Raw genomic sequence first — 19,872 nt, forward strand, 5'->3', positions numbered from 1 at the left:
CTCCGACTGCCGCCCGCGAGGCGGAACGCGAGGACAGGCGCTGCAGGGGAGCCGAAGACATGCGTCAGCAATCCCCGACGCCAGAAGTCGCGGAAGCGCTTAACTGTCGGAGGATGGAGATCGTCGGACAGCTCACCGGCGGCGTCGTCCACGACGTCAATAACATCCTAACCGTCATTACCGGAACCATCGAAATCCTGGCCGACGCGGTCGCCGACCGGCCGCAACTCGCAGCCGTCGCTGGATTGATCGCCGAGGCGGCGGCGCGTGGCGCCGACCTGACGTCGCATCTGCTGGCGTTCGCGCGCGGCCAGCCGTCGCCGCCTCGCGAGGTCGACCTCAACGCGCTGCTTGTCGAGGCGGCACGCTTGCTGCGGCCGACGCTGGGAGAGCAGATCGAGATCGAGACGGTGTCGGCGACCGACGCGCCGTCTGCCTTCGTCGATGCCGGTCAGCTCATGACGGCGCTTCTCGATATTGCGATCACGGCGCGCGACGCCATGCCGGAAGGCGGCAAGCTCAGCTTCGAGCCTTTCCTCTGCCTCCAGCTCCCTGCGCTCGGAAGCGTCGGGCTTGGGTTCGAACCTGTCGATCGTGCAGATCCGTCAGGACTTCTCAAAGAACCTGATCAACGTGCTGCAGACCGGCTCGTCCAACCTGACGCTGGCCGACACCAACGAGGAAGCGGCCATCAGCCAGGCGCTTGCAACCCGCCAGTCGATCGCGGTGTCCGCGCTGTCGCTGGCCAACCAGTCGCAGCAGAGCGTGCTCCAGCTGCTGCGCTGAGCCCGGCTTCTCTGATCAATATCAAGGCGGCGGGGAAAATCCCGCCGCTTTCGACCCAAACCTCATCAGATTCTCGGCAAACTGGATGGATTTCCGGGTCAGCCCGGCAATGACGGTCAGGTACTCTCGCCATACGTGCATCACCCCGTATTACCACGGACGACAAAATTAACGGGAATGTGAAAGCATAAAGGCTATCGGTTGCAGGGAAGGAACTCCGTCCAATCGTTTTGGGTGACGTGGCCGGCATCGCTTTCTGCGCTGGTTATGTCGGTGGCACAGCCGCTTTCCGGCACGCGCAGCCGGCAAGCCCCTGAGCGGTCGGCGCCTTCCGGAGGTCCGACGCGATCCGCGGTCGACGGTCGATCGCATGATCCGAATGGCATCGCAAGGCGCCAGTTGGGAGAAGACTGAAATGAGAACATGTCTTGTCGTCGATGACTCCAGCGTCATCCGGAAAATCGCACGGCGCATCCTGGAAGAGATGGATTTCGAAATCATCGAAGCCGAGGACGGCGAGAAGGCCTTGGAAGTCTGCAAGCGCGGGCTGCCCGATGCCATCCTGCTCGACTGGAACATGCCGGTCATGGACGGCTATGAATTCCTCGGCGCTCTGCGCCGCATGCCCGGCGGCGACCAGCCCAAAGTGGTGTTCTGCACCACCGAAAACGGCATCGACCATATCGCGCGCGCGATCCAGGCCGGCGCCAACGAATACATCATGAAGCCGTTCGACAAGGACATCGTCACCGCGAAGTTCCAGGAAGTCGGCTTGGTCCAATTCGGCGCGCCGGTCTAATCCGCTTTTTTCCGTTTTGTTGTGTATGAGTAAGGTCGAGATATGAGTGCTGAGAGAGCTGCCGCGGGAAATTCTCGACACGTATCGCCTGGCGATACCAACCTGGGATCGTCGCAATTCGTTGAGGGAGGCCGCCGATGACCCCGCCCGACTACGAATATTTGCGCAAACTCCTGAAGGATCATTCCGGCCTCGATCTGTCTTCGGACAAGCAATATCTGATCGAAAGCCGGCTGCTTCCGCTTTCGCGGAAAGCCGGCCTGTCCGACATCGGCGAGCTTGTGCAGAAGATGAAGGGTGGATCAGCCGGCCTCACCACCCAGGTGGTCGAGGCCATGACCACCAACGAGACCTTCTTCTTTCGCGACAAGGTTCCGTTCGAGCACTTTCGCAATACGGTCATGCCCGAAATTCTGCAGGCGCGCGCCGGCCGCAAGAGCATGCGGATCTGGTGCGCCGCCGGCTCGACCGGCCAGGAACCATATTCGCTGGCGATGTGCCTGAAGGAAATGGGCGCCGCGATCGCAGGCTTTCGGGTCGAAATCCTCGCGACCGACCTTTCGCAGGAAGTGCTGGAGAAATCGCGAGCGGGCATCTACAGCCAATTCGAGGTGCAGCGCGGCTTGCCGATCCAGCTGCTGGTCAAATATTTCAAGCAGACCGGAGAGCTCTGGCAGATCAACCCCGACATTCGCGCGATGGTTGCGCACCGGCAGCTCAATCTTCTGCACGATTTTTCCCCACTCGGGGTTTTTGACGTGATCTTCTGCCGCAACGTCCTGATCTATTTCGATCAGGATACCAAGATCAACATCTTCAATCGCCTCGCCAAAGCGACCGAGCCGGACGGCTTCCTCGCGCTCGGTGCCGCGGAAACCGTGGTCGGGCTGACCGAGGCCTTCAAACCCTATCCGGAGCGGCGCGGTCTCTATCGGCCCAATGTCGTGCGCGCGGCCCCGGCAAGGATCCCGGCCGTTGCCGCGGCGATGCCGAGGGCCGTCGCGATCGGGGCGCTTTGAGCGATGTCGGACGACGCCAAGGCACCGGAACGTGTCACCTTCAGCCGCGGATATGGCGTCTGCATCATGGGTATTGACGGAACGTGGCGCCGCGACTGCCTGCTCAACGCCATTTCGGACAACGATGCCGTGCTTACCGTCGAGGGCTCCATCCAGGGTCTCAATCTCAAGGAGTTTTTTCTGCTGCTGTCGTCGACCGGCCTGGCCTATCGCCGCTGCGAACTCGTTCGCGTCAACGGCACCGAAATCGACGTCCAGTTTCTCAAGGGAAAGCACAAGAAAAAGCGGCCGGGCGGCGCAATCAATCACGAAGCCCTGATCGGCGGCTGATTGCATCGCGCCGGTCGGCTGTCGACACTTTGAAAGAGAAGCGCAGGGTTGCGCCGAGACCCGAGCCGGCGCCATTCAACGCTGCATTCGCCTCGACATAGCAGGGCGTAACGCCCTACCGCTACTTGTGCGTTAAGTCGGGGTCCCGTACAAATATGAGCACGTCGAATCTGTGCCAAGGCGGTTCCGTTGGCGGTTCCGTTCGGCGAGTGCGTGTCATTTTTCACCTTCGACGGACGGTGGCATATGGACGAGAATTTACCCTCCCGGGGCGAGATTTTCGTAGTCGACGACGATCCCGCCGTCCGCGAAACCCTCTCGATGGTTTTGTCGGCGGGAGGCTATAAGGTCATCTGCTTCGCCGACGGCGCAGCGCTGCTGGCGGTGGCGCGAAGCCGGACCCCCTCCTGCATCCTGCTCGACGTGCATATTCCCGGCAAATCCGGTCTCGATATTCTCAAAGAGCTTCACGGCGAGGATTATCCGGCGCCGATCTTCATGATCTCAGGCCAGGGCGATATCGCCATGGCGGTCGAAGCCATCAAGAGCGGTGCGCTGGACTTCATCGAAAAGCCGTTTCGGGGCAGCGAAATCGTGGCCCGGCTGGACGAAGCAATCGGGGCCTTTGTCCGCCGGCAGGCGGAGGACACCGCCTCGAACATCGCAACGCTGCATTTCCCCGGCAAGGAACCGTTGACGCGGCGCGAACGCGAAGTGCTGGAGCAATTCACCGCCGGCGCCTCCAACAAGGAGGCCGGACGCCACCTTGGAATCAGCCCCCGCACCATCGAAGATCACCGCGCCAATATCATGAAAAAGCTCGGCGCCCGCAATGCCGCCGACCTGATCCGGATCGTGATGACGGCGCAGCGCCATTCGTGAGCGCGGCGTCCGCGGCCGTCCTGCGAAGGCAGGGGACTAGCCTCTCGAACGGACTTTGTTTGTCGGTTCAGATCGCATGCCTCAACCGCTTCCCGGTCTGGATGGCCTTGGAATAAATTCTCCGTGACCGGGCGTCCTCTTGGCCGGTCAGATAGCCGATGGCGTAAGCCTTGCGAGTTGCGGAGTTGATGCGCGCCATTCTATGCGCCAATCTCGAATGCACCGTCATGTCGTTCAGGCAACCAAGCGCGCTCTGCAAGTCTTTGAGTGCGTGGTCGATTTTGCGCGACGCCCGCCTGCCATGGTCGTCCGGCATCAAGCTTTGGAAGAATTCCCGGGCATATCGCAGCTTCTTGACGGCGATCCTGACCTTATGCCTCCGCCGCGGATCCATCGTTCTCAGGTCGCGAGCTCTTTTGGCAATCTTGCGCATCCGCCGCGTGAGCTCTTGTTTTGCGACCCCTTCGATCGGCTGCTTCCGAAGGGAAGTTTCAAGGGCATCGGGGTTGTTGTGCCAATCGCCGTCGAACAGCCGCAGCGCGGTATCAAGCAGAAGCCCGCGAAACCTTTGGCTTTCCACTGCTGCCTTGGCAGCCGCCAGGGCCGCTTCGCGCTGGTGGTCAAGCTCGCTTTCCAGGGCTGCGAACTCCTGCGCGTCACGATGGCTCGATCGCAGCGGAACAAGGGTATTCGACACCAGGACATCGTAATCGCGCGCCGGGCCAAGCTGCTCGGTCAGCCACACAAGCTCGCCCTTCAGCTTGCGGAAGTCCGATCCCTGCAGCATTTGCTTGAACAGCGACAGCGCCGCGCGGAGCCTCCTCAATCCGACACGCATTTGGTGGATACCCTCCGGATCGCCGTGGCGGACGGCGGTCTGGTTGGCAGCGAAATGCCGCAGGCATTCGAATCCGATAGCGACGAACGCCTCCTCTGCCGTCGCGGAAGGCTGAATGGAGATCGGTCTGGCGAATACCGGCGCATCCAGAGAGCCTTCGACAAGGGCGTAGCCCCGCTCCGACTTGGAGCTTGGCTCATAGGTGACCGGAACGCTTCGTGCCAAGCGCTTCGCAAGCATGGCCACGCCGTGGCGTTCGCCGTGCTTAAGTTCAATCTCGATCTCGCTGATCTCGGCATGATCATCGGCCGTATTGATACGACCAGTATCGAACGCAAGTTCGATCTCACTGTCACCGGTGCGCACAAGCATCGTGATGCGGTCGACGTCGGTTTCGAAGACGGGTTGAAGTTGATCCTTGATCTTGCCGCTTAGAAGCGGGGCCAGCGCGGTTTTGCCTGCCAGCTCCAGTTTCGGCTGATCTCCTTCGATGTTCTGCTCCCATTCGTCCCGGGTGACGAGGGCCCCGGAAACGGCCTTGATCGTTTGGAGCTGCCGGTCGCCGACCCTTCGCACCCGCAAACTCACGCCATGATCTCGCAGCGTCAATTTTGGAGTATCGAAATAAACCGAAATCAGGTGTTGATGCTTCACCGTGTCGCCGGACATTTTCCTCAGCCAAGGCAGCGCCATGGCCTTGCGCAGCGCGCTCCGCGACGTAGCGAGCTTGAGTTCGACTTCGGTGCCCATGGTTTTCTCCGCTTGCCTCCATCCGATAAAGAATGGAGGGCGGCTCAGGTTCCCGGACCAGACATTAACCCGGTCGAAAGTTCGAACCAATTCTGGTGTTTTCGCTGACTGTCCGACGTTCCGCGCGGAAGGCGATAACAACAGGGACATCCGGCGCCGCCGAGAACGGGGCTCTCGTTTCTCTCCCGGACCTGCAGCCTCATACCGTCGGCATGGGGCCGGCGTGGTCGGCGGGAAGGGTCTCGTCTCGTTGTAGAGGCAGGGTGAACTGAAACACGGCGCCGCGCGGTTCATTCGCGGAGGCGCACAGCTGCCCGTCGTGCGCCTCGATGATCGAACGGCAGATCGAGAGTCCCATACCCATGCCACTGGATTTGGTGGTGAAGAATGCACTGAAGAGGTACTCAAGGCTCGCCGGATCCAGTCCCGGACCCGAATCTCGCACGGCGACGAGCACGCCGCCCGGCTCGGCTTGCCCGGTGCTGATCAGCAATGCGCGGGGTGTCTCGGCGACGCCGCTCATGGCTTCAATAGCGTTGATGATCAAGTTCAGGATCACTTGTTGTAGTTGGACCCGATCGCCGTAAATGAGCGGCAAGCCGTCCGCGAGTTCCATCTGCACCGAGACGCCCGTCTTTACCGCTTCGCCACGAGTCAGGGCAATCACCTCGCGGATCGCCTCGTTGATGTCCAGACAAACCTGCCGCGGCGGCACCTTCTTGATGAGGGCCCGGATCCCGCCGACGACATTGCTGGCTCGCTTGCCGTCCTCAACGATAAGGCCGAGGGCGCCGCGAACCTTCTCGAGATTGGGCGGTTGAGCGCCCAGCCAGCGCAAGGCAGCCTCAGCGTTCATGACCGTCGCGGCGATCGGCTGGTTCACTTCATGGGCGATCGAGGCCGTCAGCTGTCCCATCGTTGCGACCCGATTGACGTGCGCGAGGTCCGCCTGCGCCGAGCGCAAGGTCTCCTCGCTCTCGCGGAGCGCTTCCACAGCGCGCCGGAGGTCCTCGATATCGGTACTCACTCCATACCACTTGACGACGTGGCCCTTCTCGTCGCGCAACGGGGCGGCGCGGACCAGCATGGCGCGATATTCGCCCGTGGCGGTCCGCACGCGCGCCTCGACTTCGAACTCCTCGCCCGTTGCGACCGCCGAGCGCCATTTCTCGACGACGTATTCGCGGTCGTCGGGATGAAGCATGGCGACCTCGTGGCCAGGCGAGTCCGCTGCCGAAAATTCCTGCCAGCTTCGCTTATAGAACTCACGCGAGCCATCCGGAAGGGCGATCCAGACCGACGCAGGAATCGTATCGATCAACGCTTGTTGCGACGCCTCAGCGGCCTTCGCCGACCTGCGCACCGCCGTGGTGAGAGCCGTCACAATGAGCGACGTCGTCGTAAAGGCTGCTATGGCCACAACGTCCTGCGGAGAGTCTATGCGAAATTCGAACAATGGCTGCGTGAAGAAATAGTTCAGGCATGCCGCGGAAGCGATCGAGAGAACGATCGATGCGCTTAAGCTGCCAAGGACCGAAATCAGCGCGATGAGGATCACATATGCAAAGCCCGCCGCGGCAACGTCGAATCCAAGCCGGAAGCAGACGAAGGTCGTCGACATCAGCCCAAGGCCGCCTAAGCCGCATTGAGCGACCCAGGTCCATTGAGGCGACCAGTGAACCTTCATCTCGGATACCAAGCCGCCCTGAACTAACTCTCACGATCGTGGGAGGCGGATAACGCCGCGAACGCGCCGTGCTCTGAGGCAAACTCAACAAGATGCTACATCGCCGGTCTTTTCGGTGGAAGATCTGAATCAGGATCCGGGGGGACCCTTTCGGTTGTTCGGCCCGCGATTGCTCAAGAACGGCGCGACCGGCTTCCGCTGCCGCGGCGCGGATTGACGGGTCAATCGGGCCCAATGGACCCAAGATCGAAAAGTTCCCGAGCGCCGATCAGCCTCGCTCATCGGCGGGATAGCCCTTGGGGAACTGTCCGCAAGTTTGTCACTCTCGCCCGAGGTCGGAGTCGCGGTGGGGACGACCGCGTAAGTCGGCTCGCCATCTGCTGCGATCTTACGCGACATACTCTAACGTCGCGGCGATGAGGTGATCGAATAGGCCTGGTAATTGCTGCGGTGAATGAGTCCGTTAATGGCCACTTTTCAGACCTCGCGCTATGTCCGACTTAGGCCTGCAATGCGCACCAAAGCGGACGTCCGCCAACGTCTATGCGCGATCAGCGCTGGATCGCGCGGCACTAACTCGCAAGCGCCTTTCGGATCATGCGGGCCAGATCCGATTTGCGGTAAGGCTTTGCCAATAACAGGACGCCGGTGTCGAGCCGGCCGTGATGGATAATCGCGTTTTCAGTGTAGCCCGAGGTGAACAGCACCTTTAGCCCAGGCTTGCAGTTTTGCAGTTCGGTGGCGAGCTGGCGGCCGTTCATGGCGCCCGGCATGATCACGTCGGTGAAGAGCAGGTCGAAATCATGGCCCGCCTCGACAAGGCCAAGCGCCTCCGTCGCATTGGCCGCGTCCAGCGTCGCATAGCCCAGCGAGTGCAGTTGCGTCAGCACATAGTCGCGCACCAGCTTGTCGTCCTCGACGACCAGAATTCGCTCGTGCCCGCCTTGAACGGCCGAGACAAAGGCGGTCTCGGACGCGATCGCCGCGCCGGTGCCCGGCGGCAGGTACATCTTGATCGTCGTGCCGTGGCCCTCCTCGCTGTAAATCTTGATGTGGCCGGCTGATTGCTTGACGAAGCCGTAGACCATGCTCAGCCCGAGGCCGGTGCCCTTGCCGGGGCCCTTCGATGTAAAGAACGGGTTGAACACCTTGTCGAGGATCGCCGCCGGGATGCCGATTCCGGTGTCGCTCACGGCAATCAGCGCATAGCGGCCGGGCCGCACGTCGCCGTGCAGATTGGCATAATTCTCATCGAGGTAGGTCGAGCCGGTCTCGAGGATGAGCTTGCCGCCGTTCGGCATGGCGTCGCGGGCGTTGAGCGCGAGATTGAGAAGCGCGGTGGCAAGCTGATTGGGATCGACGGTCGCGACGCATGTTTCGTCTTCGAAGGCGGACTCGATCTCGATATGCTCGCCGAGCGTCGGCCGCAGCAAGTTGGCGGTATCGATGATCAGCGTGTTGATATCGGTCTCGCGCGGCTGCAGCGGCTGCTTGCGGGCGAAGGCGAGCAGATGCTGGGTGAGATCGGCGCCGCGGGCTGCTGCTTCGTCGATCATCTTGGTGATGGCGGCGAGTTGCGGCTCTTTGGCGACCGCGTCGGCCAGAATTTCGATCGTGCCGGTGATGACGGTCAGGATATTGTTGAAATCATGCGCGATGCCGCCGGTGAGCTGGCCGAGGGCTTCCATCTTCTCGGCCTGCCGTATCCTGTCCTCCGCCGCGATCTTGTCGGTGAGATCACGCACGAAGCCGTTTAAAACAAAGCCCTCGCGCGTTTTCACCGCAGTCGCGCTCAACTCGGCCCTGAACTCTCTGCCATCGCGGCTTCGGACCATGATTTCGCGGCGGCGTTGCAGGATTTGGTCTCGTCCCGATCCCAGGAAGCGCGCCAAGCCCGCTCTAAGCACCTCACGATCGGCTTCTCCGATAAGCAATTCAATGAAGTCCTTGCCAAGGGCGTCTCGGCGCGGCCACCCGAAAATAACTTCCGCCTGCGTGTTCCAGTCCAGGATGCGGCCGCTCTGGTCGATCTGGACAAAGGCGTCGAGCGCGGTATCGATGATGCCGCGTGCCTGTCGTTCGCTTTCGCGCAACGTTTCCTGCGCCAACTGGCTCTCGGTCATGTCGCGGCCGATATAGAAGAACCGCTTCACCGGCTCGGACCATACCCCCATCCACGACAGCATCACGATACGGCCGTCCTTATGGACGCAGCGCGAATTGAAGTTACGCGTATGTTGCCCGCGCCGTTCCGCGCGCACTTCGTCGCGGGCGTTGTCGAGGTCCTCGCTGTAGGTGAATTCGAGCGCGCTGCGCCCGATCATTTCCTCCGGCAAATATCCCAGGATGGGTTCGGAGCTGGGGCTCACCTGGACCAGAATGCCCTTGGGATCGGTGACCAGGATCAGATCCTGCGAAGTCTCGAAGATCCGGTGGCGTTCCTCGATCTGCTGGCGCAGCGCCCGCTGCGCACTTTTGTTTTCGGTAATATCGCGGGCGATCTTCGATGCGCCGATGATCGCCCCTGACGAATTCCTGATCGGAGAGATGCTGAGCGAAACCTCTACCGTACGGCCATCCTTGCGCAACCGCACGGTCTCGTTGTGCTCGATCCTTTCGCCCCAGCCGATCCGGCGCAGGATGTCGTTGACCTCTTCCTTGCGATCGGGCGGCACGATCAGTTGGATGTTTTTGCCGACAGCTTCGTCCGCGCTGTATCCGAACACGCGTTCAGCGGCCGGGTTCCACCCAGTGATCGTTCCGTCGAGCGATTTGGTGATGATGGCGTCGCTGGAGGATTCCACGGCGGCACTGAACAGGCGCTCGCGCGCGGCAAAGTGGTCGCGCGCGGCTTCGGTGCGGCGATGTTCCTGGACCTCGCGTTCCAGCGCTGCGGTCTTCGACGTCGCTTCACCTATCACCCGCGCAAACGCCCGCGCCAGCACGCCGGTCTCGCCGGTCGCCTCGACCGGGATCGCGACCTTGTCGTTGCGGCCGACGCCTTCGACTGCCGCCGTCAATCGACTGATCGGCCGCACCAGCGACTTGGCGAACAACACCGCCAGCGCGGCGGCAAACAACATCGCGATCAGTCCCACCTGTACCGAACTGTTGAGGATGGCCGCGGCCGGCGCCGCGAAGACGGCGCTCGGAAAGGTCTCGAGGACGCCGACCCATTCGCTGCCGGCCAGCCGCGCGGGCTCGAGCGCTTCGCCGCCCAGCTTTCCGGTTTGATCCGGGACGATACGCGCGAGGCCCTCCGACGCCCCAAGCGCCGACGCCAGGTCGGGGAAGTCTTTCTGCCAATTGGTCGGCGTGCCCAGCTCCGAGCCGAATTCACGCGCCCGATTGGGGTGAACGAGATAATCGCCGCGCTTGTTGACGACGTAGATCTCGCCGCCTTGCCGCATCGCCGAGCGGACCCGGTCGAACGCCGGCCGCATGTCGATGTTGATGACGGCGATGCCGAATGGCTTGCCGTCGGGTCCCATCAGCGGGGTGCTGACGCGCAAGGTCGGCACGTGGGGTACTTCGATAGCGCCGTGCTCTTGATTGAGGTCGAGTGCGGAAACGTAGGTTTCATTGGCAGGCAGGCGGATTGTGTCTTTGAAGTAGCCGCGGTCGCCCTTGCGCTGCAGCTCCGCGTCGGGAACCAGCCGGATGGTCTGGTTCGGGCCGGAACGATCGACACGAATGATCTCGCGCCCGCCGTCCTCGATGCCGATGATCCGAAACTGCGCGTAGGCCGGCTTGGCTGCGAGTTCGGCCAGCAGGCGCTGCGCGAATCGGTCGTGCCAGGCTTTTTCGGAAAGACCGTCGACCGGATCGATGCCGCCGGCGAGACGCGCCCGGATCAACCCGTTCAGTGCGGCGGCGGCGCGAAAGCCTGCAATGTCGCCGCGCGCGCCGCGCACATAGGATTGCAGGTCGGTGGCAACCAGGCTCGAATGCGCCTCGATGCGCTCGAGGATACGTGGCAGCAGCGCCTGTTGGATGTTGCGATAGCTCAGCCATCCGACCGCGGTGACTGCGATCGCAACCAGCAAGATCATCGCGACGGCTAGCCTGGTTGTCAGCGTCATCTTTGCTTTCGCGCCACTTCCGTGCAGCCCCAGCACGCAAGCCCGGCAAACGGGTGACGCAGGCTCGCCATCATGGACCGGAGGCAATATCCCCGGCCTGGATGGGCGCCGACGATGAACGCTTCGCGGCCTCAAGACAACCCGCAACCGCCGCCAACAGCGCGGCCGGCTTGAAGGGCTTTTGCAGGCTCGAGATCGCGCCAAGCTTGGTCGCCATCGCCAGGAAATCCGGACCGGCCGCCGGATCGGGCGTAATCGGCCGCCCCGAGATCACGATGATCGGGATTAGCGGCTGCTGCGCATGGATCAGCCGCATGGTTTCCAGCCCGTCCATTCCCGGCATGAAGATATCGAGCAGCAACAGATCGAAATTTCCAGCCTCGAAGATCACAAGCCCCTTGCGGCCGTCACTGGCGACGACCACGTCGTGTCCGGCCCGTTCCAGCAAAATCTGGATGGTCGCCCGCACCGCGCTGTCATCATCGACGATCAGAATTCTTGCCACCGCCAGCGCCCCGCGAATATGAATTTAGGTCAATGCTGGGTTGTGAAACCGTTGTCTGTGTAGCGCAAGCATTTCCTCAAGCCTCCGACCGCGAGGTTGTTGAAAAAGCGGATGTTTTCGAACGCCTCTATGCACGGTATCGGGCAGACGTTACAAGACCTGCCCCTGGGGCGAATGATTCGCCGTGCGTTCGCGGGATGCAAGAAAATTGCGCGTTGCGGCTGCTCAAAATGATGAGATGATTAAGCGGGGCTTGCGTCTTGAGAACTGCCTGTGAGATGACCTTGACGGGTTCCCGACAGGTAGCAAAATGACCGGCCAGAAAAAGACCAAGGAAACGCTGCGCAGCGCGCGCTGGTTTGCGCCCGACGATCTGCGCGCCTTCGGCCATCGCTCCCGCGCCATGCAGATGGGCTATGCGCCGGAGGAGTGGAAGGACCGCCCCCTGATCGCGATCCTCAATACCTGGTCGGACGCGCAGCCCTGCCACATGCATTTCAAGAGCCGCGTCGACGACGTCAAGCGCGGTGTGCTGATGGCCGGCGGCTTCCCGCTGGAATTGCCGGCGCTGTCTTTGTCGGAATCGCTGCTCAAGCCGACCACCATGCTGTATCGCAACATGCTGGCGATGGACGCCGAGGAACTGTTGCGCGGCCATCCTGTCGACGGCGTGGTGCTGATGGGCGGCTGCGACAAGACCACGCCGGCGCTGCTGTTGGGCGCCACCAGCATGAATTTGCCGGCGATCTATCTGCCGGCAGGCCCCATGCTGCGCGGCAATTGGAAGGGCAAGACGCTGGGTTCCGGTTCCGACGCCTGGAAATATTGGGACGAGCGGCGGGCCGGGAAAATCTCCGACAAGGACTGGGTCGATGTCGAGGCCGGCATCGCCCGCAGCTACGGCACCTGCATGACCATGGGAACGGCGTCCACCATGACCGCGATCGCCGAGGCGATCGGCATGACGCTGCCCGGCGCGTCCTCGATTCCCGCCGCCGACGCCGGCCATATCCGCATGAGCTCGGAGACGGGCCGCCGCATTGTCGAGATGGTCTGGGAAGACCTGACGCCGCAAAAGATCCAGACCCGAAAGGCGTTCGAGAACGCGATTGTCGTGGCGATGGCGATGGGCTGCTCGACCAATGCGATCATCCATCTGATCGCGCAGGCGCGCCGCGCCGGCCAGGACATCAGCCTCGCCGATTTCGAAATTGCGAGCCGCAAGGTGCCTGTCATCGCCAATGTCCGGCCGAGCGGCGACAAATATCTGATGGAGGATTTTTTCTATGCCGGGGGATTGCCGGGCTTGATGAGCCGGATCAGGGAACATCTGCATCTCGATTGCATGACCGTGACCGGCAAAGCGCTCGGCGAAAATATCGCGACGGCCGAAGTCTACAATGACGACGTCATCCGCACGGTGAAAAATCCGATCTATGCCGAAGGCGCACTCGCGGTGCTCAAGGGCAACCTTGCTCCGGACGGCTGCGTGATAAAACCTTCGGCCTGCGAGCCGCGCTTCCTCAGACATACCGGGCCGGCGCTGGTGTTCGACGACTACCCATCAATGAAGAAGGCGATCGACGATCCCGATCTCGACGTGACGGCCGACCATGTGCTGATCCTGCGCAATGCCGGGCCGCAAGGCGGGCCGGGCATGCCGGAATGGGGCATGCTGCCGATCCCCACCAAACTAGTAAAGCAGGGCGTGCGCGACATGGTACGGCTGTCGGATGCGCGCATGAGCGGCACGAGCTACGGCGCCTGTATCCTGCATGTCTCACCGGAATCCTTTGTCGGCGGGCCGCTCGCGCTGGTTAGGAACGGCGACCGCATCACGCTCGACGTCGCCGCGCGCAGCATCAATCTCGATGTTCCTGAGGCGGAACTGGCAAGACGCCGGGCCGAATGGAAGCAACCCGAGCGCCGTTTCGAGCGCGGCTATGGCTGGATGTTCACCAGGCACATCAAGCAGGCCAATGAAGGTTGCGATTTCGATTTTCTCGAAACCGGATTCGGCGCGCCGGTCGGCGAGCCGTCGATTTATTGACCCCTCGTCATTCCGGGGCGCGCGAAGCGCGAACCCGGAATCTCGAGATTCCCCGATGCGCAATTGCGCATCTGAGGTCTGGTCCTTCGGACCATCGCGGAATGACGAACACCTGGGATGAAGACCATGACAAAACTCAGCGACTTAACCCGCAACAAACTAAAGACCGTCTCCACCGCAACGGTCGCCACCGCGCTGTTCAAGCGCGGCTTTCGCATCCAGATGATTCAGGACGTCCATCCGCTTCATGCCGATCAGCCTGTTCTGGTGGGCGAGGCCTTCACCTTGCGCTACATGCCCGCGCGCGAAGATCTCAACAAGCTCGAGGTGTTTCGCGACCGCGCCCATCCGCAGCGCAAGGCGATCGAAGATTGTCCGCCCGGTGCGGTGCTGGTGATGGACAGCCGCAAGGACGCCCGCGCCGCGTCCGCCGGCGCGATCCTGGTGACGCGGCTGATGCAGCGCGGCGTTGCCGGCGTGATCACCGACGGCGGATTTCGCGATTCGGCCGAAATCGCCAAACTTGGTTTCCCCGCCTATCACCACCGGCCGAGCGCGCCGACCAATCTCACTTTGCATCAGGCGATCGAGATCAACGTCCCGATCGGCTGCGGCGACGCGCCGGTGTTTCCCGGCGACGTCATCCTGGGAGACGCCGACGGCGTGATCGTGATCCCCGCGCATCTTGCGGATGAGATCGCCAATGAAGCCTTCGAGATGACGGCGTTCGAGGATTTTGTCACCGAAGAGGTGAAACGAGGCCGTTCGATTTTTGGGCTCTATCCGGCGACCGACGAGCAGACGCTGACCGATTTCGCGGCGTGGCGGAAGAAGGCGGGAAGGTAGTGTTTCCTAACCTCTCCCCGCTTGCGGGGAGAGGTCGAAATTCGCGGCAGCGAATTTCGGGTGAGGGGGACTCACCGCGCATACTTCACTTTCAGAATTCGCGGACAGGCCCCTCACCCCAACCCTCTCCCCGCGAAAGAGCGGGGCGAGGGAGAAGGGCGGCGCATGCGGGGCGATCAGTAACTCACACCTCGCCCTTGTCCGCTATCCCCACCGCCCACAACGCAAATGCATAGGCGATCGCGACTTCGTCTAGTCGGTTGAAGCGCCCCGACGCGCCGCCGTGGCCGGCGCCCATGTTGGTGCGGAGCAATACCGGGCCGCCGCCGCGGATGGCGGCGCGCAATCGCGCGATCCATTTGGCGGGTTCCCAATAGGTGACGCGCGGATCGGTCAATCCGCCCATTGCGAGGATCGCCGGATAATCCTTTGCGGCGACGTTGTCGTAAGGCGAATAGGACAGGATGGTCCTAAAATCCTTTTCGTTTTCGATCGGGTTGCCCCATTCCGGCCATTCCGGCGGCGTCAGCGGCAAAGTATCGTCGAGCATGGTGTTGAGCACGTCGACGAACGGCACTTCCGCGACAATGCCGGCGAACAATTCTCCGGCACGGTTGGCGACTGCCCCCATCAGCATGCCGCCGGCGCTGCCGCCATGGCCGACGATGCGTTTTGCGCCGGTATATTTTGTCTCGATCAGGGCGCGAGCGGACGCCGCAAAATCATCAAAACTGTTGGTCTTCTTCTCGCGCTTGCCGTCGAGATACCAGCCCCAGCCCTTGTCGGTGCCGCCCCTGATGTGGGCGATCGCGTAGACAAAACCGCGGTCGACCAGCGACAGCCGGTTGGCCGAGAACGACGCCGGCATCGCCATGCCGTAGGAGCCGTAGCCGTACAGCAGAAGCGGCGCGCGTCCGTCGCGCAGCAAGTCTTTACGGTGAAGGATCGACACCGGCACTTGCGCGCCGTCGTGCGATTTCGCCATGATGCGGGTGGTGACGTAGTCGGCGGGGTTATGGCCGGACGGAATGTCCTGGCGCTTGCGCAAAATCCGCGTCCGGCTCGCCATGTCGTAATCATAGACTTCCGACGGCGTCGTCATCGACGAATAGGAAAACCGCAAATTGGTGGTGTCGAACTCATAGCCGCCCATGGTGTCCAGCGAATACGCCGTCTCGTCGAAGGCGATGGCGTGCTCCTCGCTTGATGCGAGATCGCGGATGATGATGGCGGGCAACGCGTTGGCGCGCTCCAGCCGCACCAGATGGCCGGCATAGAGCTCGATGTCGATGATATAGACACCCTCGCGATGCGGAATGTAATCGCGCCAGTTGACGCAATCGGGCGCAGCGATCGGGGTGGTGACGATCTTGAAGTCGATGGCGTCGTCGGCGTTGGTAAGAATAAAAAGTTCATCGCCGCGGTCGGCGACCGAATATTGCACGCCGTTTTCGCGGGCCGCCACCAGGCGCGGCGGCGCATCGGGATTGGCGAGATCGATCAGCCGCTGCTCGGATGTTTCGTGGTCGCCGCCGGCGATCACGCAGAAACGGCCGCTGGTGCTTTCATGCAGATGGGTGAACCAGCCCGGATCTTTCTCCTCGTAAACCAGGACGTCGTGCTTCTGCTGTGTCCCCAGGCGATGAAGCCAGACCTGCATCGGGCGGTGGTTGTCGTCGAGCTTGACATAAAAAAAGCTTTTGCTGTCCGCGCTCCACACCACCGCGCCGTCGGTTTCCTCGACGACGTCGTCGAGATCTTCTTTGCTCGCCCAGTCGCGCACGCGAATGGCAAAATATTCCGAACCCTTGAGATCGGCGCTCCAGGCTTGCAGCCGGTGATCCGGCGAATGCCGCGCGCCGCCGAACTTGAAATACTCGTGGTTGGCCGCCAGCGCATCGCCGTCGAGCACGATCTCGGTCTCGCTGCCATGGCGCGGCATGCGGCCGAACATCTCATGCTGGCCGCCCTCGCGGAATTTGCGAAAATAAGCATAGGGCCCGTCGGGCGCGGGCACGCTGGAATCGTCCTCCTTGATCCGTCCGCGCATCTCGCCGACCAGCGTCTTCTGCAACGGCGCGGTGTGGCCGAGCAGGCCCTCGGTGTAAGCGTTTTCGGCTTCGAGGTAGTTACGGATATCGCCGTCGAGGACCGAGGGGTCGCGCAGCACGTCCTGCCAATTGGGATCCTTCAGCCAGGCATAGTCGTCGACCACCGTGATGCCGTGCCTCGTGAACGAATGCGGTCGGCGCGGCGCCACAGGCGCGGGCAGGGGGTGTTTTCTCTTGATCGGTTCGGTCACCTGAAATCCTTGTTCGACATCAGCCGGCATGGCCGCTCGTCCCAATCCCCATATCGGTGCGATTTAGCGGATTGCGAGATCTGCCGCCACCATGCCCGCCGCTTGCGGGACCTTATCCTGAGGAGCGGCGTCTTCGCCGCGTCTCGAAGGATGGGCCGCGGGCCGCATGGTTCGAGACGGCGCAAAGGCGCCTCCTCACCATGAGGGGTTAAATCAGTGGTTTTGGACCGGCTCCCACCCGGCTTGTTGATCGGCCGGTTGTATGGTTAGGCTTTTCGGCCCGCCCGAGTAAACCTATGCTTTTCAACTCCTACCCGTTCATTTTTTTGTTCCTGCCGGTCGTCCTGATCGGCTATTTCGCGCTCGGCCGGCTCGGCAATCTCGCGCCCGTAATCTGGCTGGCGCTGGCGTCGCTGTCTTTCTACGCCGTGAGCAACTGGCAGTTCGTGCCACTATTGCTGGCGTCGGTCGCATTCAATTACCTGATCGGGTGGCTGTTGATCTCCCGATCGCTGCACGCCGGGGCGCGATTTGCGGTGCTGACGGTTGGGGTCGCCGGCGATCTTCTGGTGCTCGGCATTTTCAAATATGCAGGCTTCTTGGCCGCCAATTTCAATGCGGTCTTGGCCACCGGGTTCACGGTCAACATCCTGCTTCCGGTTGGAATTTCCTTCTATACGTTTACGCAGATCGCGTTCCTGGTCGACGCCTATCGCGGCAAGGTCGCGCATTACGCACTGCCGCATTATGCGCTGTTCGTCACTTATTTCCCGCATTTGATAGCCGGGCCGATCCTGCACCACCGGGATATGATCCCGCAATTCGAGCGCGTGGAATCAAAGCGGCCGAATCCGCATCTGATCCTGTGCGGCCTGATTATTTTCGCCATCGGCCTGTTCAAGAAGAGCTGTCTCGCCGACGGCATCCAGCCGCTGGTCGCGCAGGCGTTCGGCCCGGCGCCGCCGTCGTTCGACCAGGCCTGGATCGGCGCGCTGGCCTATACGTTCCAGCTCTATTTCGATTTCTCCGGCTATTCCGATATGGCGATCGGAATTTCCCTGATGTTCGGCATCTTCCTGCCGCTCAATTTCAACTCGCCCTACAAGGCGACCAGCATCATCGATTTCTGGCGGCGCTGGCATATGACGCTGTCGCGCTTCCTGCGCGACTATCTCTATATCCCGCTCGGCGGCAACCGGCATGGCTCCGTGCTGCGCTATGTCAATTTGATGGTGACGATGGCGCTCGGCGGCCTCTGGCACGGCGCGGCATGGACCTTTGTAATCTGGGGCGTCCTGCACGGCCTCTATCTCTGCATCAACCACGCCTGGAACAATTTTGGTCCGGCGATGGCGCCGCGTTTTGGGCGTGTCGCTAATTTCGCCGGGTTCGTTCTGACGTTTCTGTCGGTCGTGGTCGCCTGGGTGTTCTTCCGCGCCGACAGCGTGTCATCGGCGCTGTCCATCCTGTCTCACATGGTCGATCCGACGCATATCGCTTTCGGCCGCGGCGAAATCGCCTACGCCGCCTTCGTCGTCGTCTACGCCGCGCTTGCCTGGTTTGCCCCGAATACGCAGGAGATCATGGGCTACGATCACGAGGCGCGAACGGTAGGCGAGGGGTTTTATCGTTGGCGGCTGCGTCCCCTCTTCCTGTATGCAGCCGCGGCGGTGCTGGCCTTCGGGATTCTCGGAATTCAGCAGCACAGCGAATTCATTTATTTCAGGTTTTGATGAGTACGGCGTCTAAAAATCTGCTGCAGTTTCTCTGTGCCAGCGTGCTCATCATGCTCGCGGCGGTCGCGCTCAATTTCGTCGTCGATCCCTTGCAGCTGTTCCGCCCCGCACGCTTTTATCATCCGATGTATTCGACCGACAGCCGGATGCAGAACGCCGGCCTGATCCGGAGCCAGGATTTCGATACGGTGTTCATGGGCACCTCGCTTGCCATTCACTTCAAGCAAAGCGACATCGACCGGCTGCTCGGCACGCATTCCCTGAAGCTCGCCATGACCGGCTCGAATTCCCACGAGCAGAGTTTCGTGATTGCGACCGCGCTCGAGCGCCATCCGAAGCGCGTGATCTGGCAAATGGACGACTGGATTTTCGGCGATGCGCCGGACATCGACCACGACATCTATCTTCCCGCCGAACTCTACCGGCGCGATCTCAGGGGTGTCGCGGGATATCTGTTCAGCGGCGCGATGGCGCGCGAGTCGCTGTGGATGCTGGCGGGATCGCTAAAACCGCTTGAAAAAATTGTTGCGCGGCTGACGAACGGCGTGCTGTTCAAGTTTCCGATCGCGAACGCCGATGACATCAACATCCTGCGGCCCGATGTCGACGTCTCCGCTGCCTACAACGCCAAAAAGGCGGTCACCTCGTTCACGACTATCACCGCCCCCGCGCGCCGGGCATATCTCGCCGCCGGTTACGACTATGCCGCGATGGTCCGGAATTTCGAGCGCGATGCGGTCAGCCTGATCGCGAGCCATCCGGACGTGAAGTTCGACATTTATTTCCCGCCCTATTCGATGCTGCAATGGGTAGCGATGCGCGATGGCTCGCCGGCGACATTGAAGATCGTCTATGATTTCACCACCTATGCCGCCAACCGGCTGGCACAATTTCCCAACGCCAGTCTGTATGATTTTCGCGAGGCCAAGGAGATCACCCACGATTTGCGCAATTACGCCGACGTCATTCACCATTCGCCGACGGTCGATCTGAAGGTGCTTGCCATGCTGGCGGAGAAAAAATATCTCGTCGACCCCGCAGCGCCGACGGCGTCGCTCGAGCGGCTGAAGGCGCAGATCGAGGCGTATCGGGTGGAGAATATCGAGCGGTAACCATCGATCGTCCCTGCGAAAGCGGGGACCCACAACCACCGGCGCTTATTGTTACGAAGCCGGCAGCCATCCTGCCCGAACGAGAGGCCGCGGCGTCTGGGTCCCGGCTCAAGGCCGGGACGACGTGTTGATGGGTTTCGGCAGATTA

At 61.7% G+C, this 19,872-nt stretch carries 13 protein-coding genes and 3 pseudogenes; 10 read left to right on the forward strand and 6 right to left on the reverse strand.

Features of this window, described 5'->3' with window-relative positions; all coding sequences use genetic code 11:
* Positions 1-113: 113 nt before the first annotated feature.
* The 6 genes and pseudogenes from B5526_RS39770 to B5526_RS20755 form a co-directional block, all read left to right on the forward strand.
* Positions 114-254, forward strand: a pseudogene (locus B5526_RS39770) (hypothetical protein); the annotation flags it as partial.
* 271 nt (positions 255-525) lie between these two features.
* Positions 526-786 (forward strand): annotated as a pseudogene (locus B5526_RS20735) (flagellin); the annotation flags it as partial.
* A 415-nt stretch (positions 787-1,201) separates the two neighbouring features.
* Positions 1,202-1,585 carry a response regulator gene (locus tag B5526_RS20740; protein ID WP_079541110.1) on the forward strand — a complete coding sequence of 128 codons (384 nt, stop codon included), beginning with the start codon at positions 1,202-1,204 and terminating at the stop codon, positions 1,583-1,585.
* A gap of 137 nt (positions 1,586-1,722) precedes the next feature.
* Entirely contained in the window at positions 1,723-2,604 is an 882-nt protein-coding gene (locus B5526_RS20745; RefSeq protein ID WP_079541111.1) for a CheR family methyltransferase, read from the forward strand.
* 3 nt (positions 2,605-2,607) lie between these two features.
* On the forward strand, positions 2,608-2,934 hold the full coding sequence (locus B5526_RS20750) for a pilus assembly protein PilZ (protein ID WP_079541113.1): 327 nt from the start codon (positions 2,608-2,610) through the stop codon (positions 2,932-2,934).
* Between the two features lie 246 nt (positions 2,935-3,180).
* On the forward strand, positions 3,181-3,816 hold the full coding sequence (locus tag B5526_RS20755; protein WP_079541115.1) for a response regulator transcription factor: 636 nt from the start codon (positions 3,181-3,183) through the stop codon (positions 3,814-3,816).
* A gap of 67 nt (positions 3,817-3,883) precedes the next feature.
* Here the strand turns inward: B5526_RS20755 and B5526_RS20760 are convergent, their stop codons facing one another.
* The 5 genes and pseudogenes from B5526_RS20760 to B5526_RS20775 form a co-directional block, all read right to left on the reverse strand.
* On the reverse strand, positions 3,884-5,404 hold the full coding sequence (locus B5526_RS20760) for a CYTH and CHAD domain-containing protein (RefSeq protein ID WP_172842075.1): 1,521 nt from the start codon (positions 5,402-5,404) through the stop codon (positions 3,884-3,886).
* 199 nt (positions 5,405-5,603) lie between these two features.
* Positions 5,604-6,767: a sensor histidine kinase gene (locus B5526_RS20765; RefSeq protein WP_283807635.1), complete on the reverse strand. Its 1,164-nt coding sequence runs from the start codon at positions 6,765-6,767 to the stop codon at positions 5,604-5,606.
* A pseudogene (locus B5526_RS39050) lies at positions 6,753-7,091 on the reverse strand (DUF4118 domain-containing protein); the annotation flags it as partial. The pseudogene B5526_RS39050 and the gene B5526_RS20765, both read right to left, overlap by 15 nt.
* Before the next feature lie 572 nt (positions 7,092-7,663).
* Positions 7,664-11,173, reverse strand: a complete 3,510-nt coding sequence (locus B5526_RS20770) for a PAS domain S-box protein (RefSeq protein WP_079545146.1) — start codon at positions 11,171-11,173, stop codon at positions 7,664-7,666.
* Between the two features lie 70 nt (positions 11,174-11,243).
* Positions 11,244-11,678 (reverse strand): response regulator, encoded by a 435-nt coding sequence (locus tag B5526_RS20775; protein WP_079541121.1) that lies wholly within the window; start codon positions 11,676-11,678, stop codon positions 11,244-11,246.
* Positions 11,679-11,988: 310 nt separating this feature from the next.
* On the opposite strand from B5526_RS20775, the gene araD reads away from it, so the two are divergent.
* Together araD and B5526_RS20785 are read left to right on the forward strand one after the other, a co-directional pair.
* Positions 11,989-13,728: an L-arabinonate dehydratase gene (gene araD, locus B5526_RS20780; protein WP_079541123.1), complete on the forward strand. Its 1,740-nt coding sequence runs from the start codon at positions 11,989-11,991 to the stop codon at positions 13,726-13,728.
* A gap of 126 nt (positions 13,729-13,854) precedes the next feature.
* Positions 13,855-14,574: a ribonuclease activity regulator RraA gene (locus B5526_RS20785; protein ID WP_079545147.1), complete on the forward strand. Its 720-nt coding sequence runs from the start codon at positions 13,855-13,857 to the stop codon at positions 14,572-14,574.
* Between the two features lie 184 nt (positions 14,575-14,758).
* Here the strand turns inward: B5526_RS20785 and B5526_RS20790 are convergent, their stop codons facing one another.
* Positions 14,759-16,906: a S9 family peptidase gene (locus tag B5526_RS20790; RefSeq protein WP_079541125.1), complete on the reverse strand. Its 2,148-nt coding sequence runs from the start codon at positions 16,904-16,906 to the stop codon at positions 14,759-14,761.
* A 266-nt stretch (positions 16,907-17,172) separates the two neighbouring features.
* Here B5526_RS20790 and B5526_RS20795 point away from each other — a divergent pair, with 266 nt between their 5' ends.
* Together B5526_RS20795 and B5526_RS20800 are read left to right on the forward strand one after the other, a co-directional pair.
* Positions 17,173-18,609 (forward strand): MBOAT family O-acyltransferase, encoded by a 1,437-nt coding sequence (locus tag B5526_RS20795; protein ID WP_079541127.1) that lies wholly within the window; start codon positions 17,173-17,175, stop codon positions 18,607-18,609.
* Positions 18,609-19,724 carry a hypothetical protein gene (locus B5526_RS20800; RefSeq protein ID WP_079541129.1) on the forward strand — a complete coding sequence of 372 codons (1,116 nt, stop codon included), beginning with the start codon at positions 18,609-18,611 and terminating at the stop codon, positions 19,722-19,724. The genes B5526_RS20795 and B5526_RS20800 overlap by 1 nt, the downstream gene beginning before the upstream one ends.
* The last annotated feature ends 148 nt before the right edge of the window (positions 19,725-19,872 follow it).

The organism is Bradyrhizobium lablabi (assembly GCF_900141755.1).
GTDB classification, from domain to species: Bacteria; Pseudomonadota; Alphaproteobacteria; order Rhizobiales; family Xanthobacteraceae; genus Bradyrhizobium; species Bradyrhizobium lablabi_A.